This window comes from Nostoc sp. DedSLP03 (assembly GCF_034530815.1).
GTDB lineage: Bacteria > Cyanobacteriota > Cyanobacteriia > Cyanobacteriales > Nostocaceae > Nostoc.
Genome location: NZ_JAVRCK010000074.1, coordinates 18539 through 26828, shown reverse-complemented (window position 1 = coordinate 26828; position 8290 = coordinate 18539). Strand labels below are relative to the sequence as shown.

The following is an 8290-nucleotide window of genomic DNA, read 5'->3' as shown; positions in this document are numbered from 1 at the left end:
TTTATCTGCGTTAACGAGTCTTTTATCTCCGTTAACGAATATCAGAGCTTCATTTTTTTTGATTTACCAATTACGAATTACGAATTACGAATTACGAATTAGTAAAATCTCACGCACAGCTTGTTCTACATCACTTTGTTTAACTAAAGACTCGCCAATCAAAACTGCACGCGCGCCAGCCTCAGCGACAAGAGATAAATCAGCAGGTGTATACAGTCCAGACTCGCTGACGACGGTGATATCTAAGCTTTGTAATTGTTGTTGACGCTCTGCTAAAAGTTGCTGTGTGGTTCCTAAATCAAGGGTAAAGTCTTCTAAATTGCGATTGTTGATTCCTACTAAACTTAGGTTATCAAGCTTTAGTACTCGATCTAGTTCAGCTAAGGTATGGACTTCTACTAGCGCAGTCATGCCCAAATCGTGAATTACTCGCAAAAAGTCTTGGAGTTCTCGATCTGATAAAATAGCTGCAATTAACAATACTGCATCTGCGCCTACTGTTCGTGCTAAATAAATTTGATAGGAGTTAATGATGAACTCCTTACACAGTAAAGGTAATGCAACTTGTTGACGCACCTTTCGCAGATTATCAAAACCGCCCTGAAAGAACTTTTCGTCAGTTAAGACTGATAAACAAGCTGCACCACCTCGTTCATAAGCTTGAGCAACAGCAACAGGGTCAAAATCTGCGCGGATAACCCCACGGCTAGGTGATGCCTTTTTTACTTCCGCAATTAAACTAGGTTGATTGGGATTATCTTGCAAAGCAGTCAAGAAATTTCGCACAGTTGGGGCTATATTTAACTGTTGTCGCAAGGAGCCTAAAGGCAGTTCTTGCTGCATTTGTGCAACTTCTTGCCTTTTATGCGACACAATTTCTTCAAGAATATGGCGGGAAGGAGCAACTTGGTTAGTCATAAACTGCTAAAGGTAGTGAAATGGGAAATAACTAATTATTCTCACATTCTTGTTATTTTCGTTTGTCCCTCGTTTTCTCGTTCCCAGATTCCATCTGGGAATGCATTCTGTGCAGGCTCTGCCTGCGTTGATACAATTAATCTCAGTATGAGGGAGGCGGAGCCTCAAGGATGGCATTCCCACGCAGAGCATGGGAACGAGGCTAATGACCAATGACTAATGACTCTTTGACTTGCGTATATGCACGCACCACATTTTTAATTATTTTCAGACCGACTTCTCCACCTAAAGTCATGATTGATTCTGGATGAAACTGAACGGCGGCGATGGGAAGTGTTTGATGTTCAATGCCCATAATTACGTCGTCATCAGAAATCGCTGTTACTTTGAGTTCTTTTGGCAAACGTTGCGGTAGGGCAAATAATGAATGATATCTACCGACTGCAAAGGATTCTGGTAAGTTTTTAAAGGTGACAGAATTAGAATCAGTGACGAAAATCCTTGAGGATTTCCCATGTTGAGGATAGTTAAGAACTCCCAATTCGCCATCAAAAGCTTCAACGATGCCTTGCAGTCCTAGACAAACTCCGAAAATCGGAATTTGGCGATGCAGAAGCGCACCGACAGTCTCAGAAACCCCAAAATCACTTGGTCTACCAGGGCCAGGAGATAATACAACTAAGTCAGGGCGTTCTGTATCGAATAACGATTCCGAAAAACCATGACGCAGTGTGGTGACACTTGCACCAGTTTGACGAATGTAATTGGCTAGGGTATGAACAAATGAGTCTTCGTAGTCTATTAATAAGATGCGTTTGCTAGATTTTACACCTGGAATCTGTTTGCTTAATTTTAGAGAACCGGACTCATCAATTTTTTGACTCGTTTGCTTTACACGGCGAATCGTTTCAAATAAAGCAGCAGCTTTGGTAATTGTTTCTTGTTCTTCTGCTTGAGGTATGGAGTCATAAAGGACTGTAGCGCCAACTCGCACTTCCGCGATGCAATCTTTTAATCGAATTGTCCGCAGAATTAAGCCAGTATTTAAATTGCCGTTGAAATTTAAATAGCCGACTGCTCCACCATACCAACGTCGGGCGCTCTTTTCGTGCCGTTCAATAAAATCTATTGCGGCTTTTTTGGGTGCGCCGGTGACTGTAACCGCCCATGTATGCGAAAGAAAGGCATCTAAAGCATCAAATTGCGATCGCAGAGTACCCTCAACATGATCTACTGTATGTATCAGGTGGCTGTATAATTCAATCTGGCGACGACCGATGACTCTTACTGAACCAGGTTCGCAGATTCGAGATTTGTCATTGCGATCGACATCAGTACACATGGTCAACTCAGCTTCATCTTTGTGGGAGTTGAGTAACTGACGAATTTGCACCGCATCGTCAAGAGCATCTTGTCCCCGGCTAATAGTGCCACTAATTGGACAAGTTTCTACCCGCCTACCTTCAACCCGCACAAACATTTCTGGAGATGCACCAATCAAATATTCGCCACCTAAATTAAAAATAAATCCGTAAGGACTGGGATTTATTTCTTTTAAGGTATTAAATAGTTTGCTGGGTTCGTCTTCATAGCCTTCAAAAAAGTTTTGACTAGGAACAACTTCAAATAAATCGCCTCTGCGGAAATAATCGAGTGCAACCTCAACTTTTTTCGCATATTCGCCTACTTGATGGTCAGCAGTTTGATTTGGTAACAGATGTTTACCGCGATAATCTACAGACTCACCAGTTCTCGGAAGATTCTTGGTATTGCCATGCGCTGTTTTAAAATCATATTGGAAACGAAATGCACGTTGCTGATAATAGTCAACAACAATCAATTCATCTGGCAAATAAAGCACTAAATCGCGCTGATCTGTTGGACGTTCTAGATGTTGAGTAATTGGTTCAAACTGAAAAACTAAGTCATAACCAAACGCACCATACAAGCCTAAATGCTCGTCTTCTTGACTAGAGAAAGTATATAGAATTTCGCGGACAACTGTAAATGATGAAGGTTGTTGACTGCGTTCTTCTTCAGTAAATAATTTTTTGGAAGGTTTAATAAAGCCTACAACACTGTTATTGTCTTGGCTAACTTTTTCAATTTGTTCTGACTGGGATAGTCTCTCTAAAAAGAATGGCAAAAGCACTTGACCGCGTTCATTCAACGCTATTAAAGTAAAAGAGTTTCCTTGGGTAGTCAACTCTAACGGTGGATTGACAAATCCGATTGCCCATCTTTTGTATCTGCCTGGATATTCGTAGCTACTCCTTAGCAATCCTCCACGCTGAGAATTTAAATGGAACAGAATATCATCGAGGGCAGTGTCCATCTTAACTTCAGTGATGGAGCGAGAAACACTTACACCGCCAAGAGTATTGTAGGAACGTGAATCAAAAACCATGAGTAATTTCTCTAGAATATTTGTTAGTCAACCATTAATCATTATTAGTAGTTATTTTCAAACCTAGAACAGACTTAGATAATCTTTTATCCATCCAAGCCAACATATTCTTTTTAAAAGATGTAATCAAAAACTTTTTGCTTCTGATTTAAGAATACTAGATATCAAGCAGATAAGACATTGAATAATTTTTCGATTGGGTGTCAATTTATTCGCTTTTTATACTGCTTTTCTAGTACATTTACCAACAACCCTATTAAAAAAATCCGCCTCCCCCAAAAGTAGTAAATCGCCTCATAAAACCTCTGCGTTCCTCTGCGCTTCCCAGCCTGCGGCAAGCCGCAAAAGCGTCTACAGCGTTCCTCTGCGTTTAAAATTCCCCCCTCACTTCCCCCAACAGAGATATTGCTTGCCGATACAACAACAAATTCACCTCATGAACCTCAATTCTTTTTCCAATCCCTTTTAACAGCGTCAAAGTCAACTCTCCCCCCAAATGTTCGCGGAATTCAGTCAAACCCCGAAACAAACAATCAGGATCTTCCAATTGTGATAACTTATCAGCCAGCTCAGGCACATACAACGTGAAACCCAACGCCGATAAAGTATCTAATATCCGTTCCCACTCCGAACAATCCAGCAATCCTGCTAAATAAGAATAAGTGCTATCCAAAGCAATACCGATCGCCACAGCTTCGCCATGACGCAAGCGATAATTTGTCAAATGCTCCAGTTTATGAGCCGCCCAATGTCCAAAATCCAGGGGACGAGACGAACCCATTTCAAAAGGATCGCCGCCATTGGCGATATGTTCTAAATGCAACTGAGCGCAACGATAGATAACCTGTTGCATAGTATCCATATCTCGCCGCCTCAAAGCTGCGGTGTGAGAGTGGATAAAATCAAAAAAGCTAGCATCTTTAATCAGCGCCACTTTGACTGCTTCTGCGATTCCAGAACGCCAATCGCGATCGTCTAGGGTTGTCAAAAAGGCAGAATCATTGATAACTGCATAAGGTGGCGCAAATGTGCCAAGAAAATTCTTTTTCCCAAAAGCATTGATGCCGTTTTTGACACCAACCCCAGAATCATTTTGCCCTAACACCGTTGTCGGAATCCGAATGAGCCGAATTCCCCGGTGAGCAGTTGCGGCTGCATATCCTACCAAATCTAATACCGCCCCGCCCCCGATCGCTAACACATAAGAGTGGCGACATAATCCGGCGGCTTCAATCTGTTGCTGGATTTGCTCTAATAAAGTGCGATCGTTTTTAGCAGCTTCTCCTCCCGAAATTATCATCGGTTCGGCTGCGATCGCTATTACCTCTGCATAAAACTTGGTATACGCGACTAATTGCTTCACCAATTTAGGTTGATACTTTAATATTCCTGCGTCTATAACTGCAACTATTTTCTTTGGCTTTGTCTCCTCATCTGCGGCGATCGCTTGGGCTAAGGTAGGATTTTTTAATTCAAATAAATTGTGGGTGAAGTAAACTTCGTAATTAAAAGTAACCGAAACACTTTGATGAATTAATCTACTTTTTTGCTTGATGTCAACTATCATATTTTTGCAGGTATATCTAAAAGTGCAGCACGATTTAAAGTTTCCAGGAACACCTCTACCGAGTGAGAACCATTTAGCTTAACTTTGTCATTGATTACGAAGAACGGCACGCTGTTGATGCCATTTAACCGAGCAAATGTTGATTCAGCAATGACTGCATCACTCACCGCGCGATCGTTTAATTGCAACTTTAATGCGCTAGCATTCATCTGGTACGCTGTACCAATGGCAACAATAACGTCAATATTTCCAATGTTCAAACCGTCTTCAAAATAAGCTTTATATATAGCTTCGACAACATCGTTTTTGACGTTTGCGGGTGCAAGTGCAATCAGTTGATGAGAAAGCTTAGTATTGACAGCCAAACGAATTTTATCAAAATCTAGTTTAACTCCAGCCGCCTCACCTGCGCGTTGCGTACTATCAAATATCTGTTGTATTTCTGCCGCTTTCATCCCTTTTCTATTTTGCATAAAGCTGCGAAATTCGTATCCCTCGGCAGGAACAGTATTGTCCAAAAGAAAAGGATGCCAGCGGATATGCACTTTTTGTTCTTGCTGTTGTGCCAGTGCATCAAACAGATGTTTTTTCCCAATTCTGCACCAAGGACAAACGGTATCGTGAAATATGTCTATCAGCATATTTTTGTTGATTTAAATGCTAATATTTGTGGTTGAAAAATCTCGTTGGATAGCCATTGTATTTAAAGGCTGGATAAAAGTGTTGATTTTATCTTCAAAAAAACTTTGAGCATTTTCAAATTCTTGAATTAATGCGTCTCTGTCTTTCTTTGCTACTAGTTTCGCCAAACGGCTATAAGTATCAGCTAAAAAGCTAATTGCATCACACCTTTCTTCTGTAGCGAGCATAATATCCACACATAAGTGAGGGTTTTGTGAAAACAAACGTTTAACAATGTCAATTTCTTGACGGTAGTTAGGAGTTGACATTGTTAAACTCTGCTCTATATCAACTTTTACTTCTGCTAAGAAAATGCCAAGACTAAATCTACAGAAATGTTGCGTTGCTTGAACGATCGTCATCATGCGATCGTGTTCTTCGGGCGTACAAACAATTAACTCTCCACCTTGGCTTTTGATAAAGTCTAAAAACCACTGAAATGAATCATCGTTTCTACCAGGACACACTACTACTTTTTGTCCAAAAAACGATTTGATATTTGACCCAAACATTGGGTGTAAACCCATGACTGGGCCGGAATGATGTTCGAGCATTGCTTGAGTTGGCTGTGTTTTAATACTCGTAATGTCACACAAAGCGGTAGTTGGAGCGAGGTATTTAGCTGCACGCTTGATAACATCAACTGTATATTCAATGGGAACGCTGACTAAAACTAATTCTGTCTGACTTAATAGTTGCTCTGCGTATTCCCAATCTTCGGATTCGAGGACGCTAACATTATTACCTACTAGCGAAAGCTGCTCTTTAAATAATTTTCCCATCCTGCCGTGTCCACCGATGATGGTAATTTGTCGGGGACTGACATGATTTGTTGTATATTTAGGAATCAAATTGGCATGACAACTATTTAGCAAACTTGCCCAAACAGACTCAGGAATACCAGCTTGGGCGAGTAGGGGAGCGACATCAGACAGTTGTCGATCTAGAGAAGGTTGTTCTGATGCTGCTAATAATGATATGTGATCGCTCAATAAGGCAATCAACTTTTGGTCTGTTTTTTTCAGCCGATCTGAATTTGTCATTTGTCATTTGTCACTTGTACTGAGCGTAGTCGAAGTATTTGTCATTTGTCTTTGAGATATCACGCGCACAAGGGGCAAGGTATGTACCACAAGCTCTTGCTCAACAAGTGATTTTTTAGAACTCAATTCGGGCAACATATCCAAAGTTGTTGCTCTTTTGGCGATCGCATCATAGAATAACTCTTCATACCGATCTAGCGCTTGCTCAAAAGAGTAGTTTTCCACCGCAAACTTTCTTCCTTCACGCCCTAATTTTGCTGCTAGTTCCGGCTGATTATATAAATCTAATACCGCAGCGGCTAAAGCATCTGCTGACTCAGGCTCAACGATAACGCCGCCGCCGCTTTCTTTGATAGCTTTGGCAGCAGTACCAGTCGCGGGAACTGAACCGACAATTGGGCGACCACTGGCTAACAGCAGTGGTATTTTAGAAGGCATATTGAAGGAAATCACATTGCTCTTTTGCACAATCAACCCAACATCTGCGGCTGCCAACATTTGCGGTAGTTTTTCTCGCGGTTGCAATGGTAGCAGCAAAACGTTATCTGCCCCACAAGCAAGACAATGTTTTTGTAACCTTTCGAGAGCTTGAGATTCACCTGCGATCGCAAAGACAATATCATTAATATGACGCAACCGAGATGCTGCTTCTATTACTGTCTCTAAACCTTGCGTCAGAGCAATATTACCTGAATAAAGCACTACAAATTTATCATCAAGTTGATGGGAAGCTCTCCAGGAGTTATTCTCCTTCGGTAAAGGGCGGATAAAATTTAAATTTACCCAATTTGGAATGCAGGCAATTTTATTAGCAGGTACACCTTTATGTATTAAATTATCTACGAAACCATCGGCAATCACGCTAATGGTATGTGCAGTTCGGTAGGCGAATTTTTCTAAAGCTTCCAGAGCTTTAATCATCAACTTATTCTTAATAAGCCCAACACGCACAGCAGCTTCCGGGAGGATATCTTGCACATTCAGCACTACTGGACAGTTGTATAGCCAACTTATTAAAGTTGCAGGTAAGCAAACGAGTAACGGTGGCACTGTTAAGAGAATTAAATCAGGTCGCTCACCCTTGAGAGCTTGTGGCAAACTTGTAAAGACAAAGCTCAACTCTAGCAATAGCCTGTCTATCAGGTTAGGTTTAGACTTAATCCGCAGGTAACTACGTTGAATTTTGACACCATTTTTCTCTTCAGTAACGTATAACTTACCCCGATAGCGATCGTAAATCTGACGCTGAGGATAGTTAGGCATACCTGTGATTACCCGCACTTGATGCCCTCGCTTCACCAGCCCTTCTGCTAGTTCAGTCATCAAAGGTGCAATACCAATTGGCTCTGGATGATAGTTGTATGAATAAATCAGAATGTGCATTAACCGTTAATGTGCTAAAAGCACCTTGATAATCTTGGCTTTATTTAGTATTTCCAGTTTTTATCTCCCTGATTCCAGATTTAATGACCTGAAATTTTCGTAAGGTGTGTTACCAAGGGCATAACGCACCCCACGAAACAGAAGTTTTAGATTTTGTTTAATCCACTTCAGCCTTTGAACTCGGAACTTCAGCCTTTGAACTCGGAACTTCGACTTCTGAACTTGGAACTTCGACCTCTGAACTCGGAACTTCAGCCTTTGAACTCGGAACTTCAACTTCTGAACTCGGAA

General features: G+C 41.3%; 6 protein-coding genes. All 6 read right to left on the bottom strand.

Annotation, left to right across the window (positions count from 1 at the left end):
- Nucleotides 1–84: 84 nt before the first annotated feature.
- Nucleotides 85–918 carry an indole-3-glycerol phosphate synthase TrpC gene (gene trpC / locus RM368_RS27995; protein ID WP_322697078.1) on the bottom strand — a complete coding sequence of 278 codons (834 nt, stop codon included), beginning with the start codon at nucleotides 916–918 and terminating at the stop codon, nucleotides 85–87.
- Nucleotides 919–1120: 202 nt separating this feature from the next.
- On the bottom strand, nucleotides 1121–3325 hold the full coding sequence (locus tag RM368_RS27990; protein ID WP_322697077.1) for an anthranilate synthase: 2205 nt from the start codon (nucleotides 3323–3325) through the stop codon (nucleotides 1121–1123).
- A gap of 370 nt (nucleotides 3326–3695) precedes the next feature.
- On the bottom strand, nucleotides 3696–4892 hold the full coding sequence (locus tag RM368_RS27985; protein WP_322697076.1) for a 3-dehydroquinate synthase: 1197 nt from the start codon (nucleotides 4890–4892) through the stop codon (nucleotides 3696–3698).
- Entirely contained in the window at nucleotides 4889–5533 is a 645-nt protein-coding gene (locus RM368_RS27980) for a DsbA family oxidoreductase (RefSeq protein ID WP_322697075.1), read from the bottom strand. Before RM368_RS27980 ends, RM368_RS27985 begins: the two co-directional genes overlap by 4 nt.
- Nucleotides 5534–5545: 12 nt before the next feature.
- Nucleotides 5546–6616 carry a bifunctional chorismate mutase/prephenate dehydrogenase gene (tyrA, locus tag RM368_RS27975; protein ID WP_322697074.1) on the bottom strand — a complete coding sequence of 357 codons (1071 nt, stop codon included), beginning with the start codon at nucleotides 6614–6616 and terminating at the stop codon, nucleotides 5546–5548.
- A gap of 3 nt (nucleotides 6617–6619) precedes the next feature.
- Nucleotides 6620–7999 (bottom strand): glycosyltransferase family 4 protein, encoded by a 1380-nt coding sequence (locus RM368_RS27970; protein WP_322697073.1) that lies wholly within the window; start codon nucleotides 7997–7999, stop codon nucleotides 6620–6622.
- Nucleotides 8000–8290: the final 291 nt, after the last annotated feature.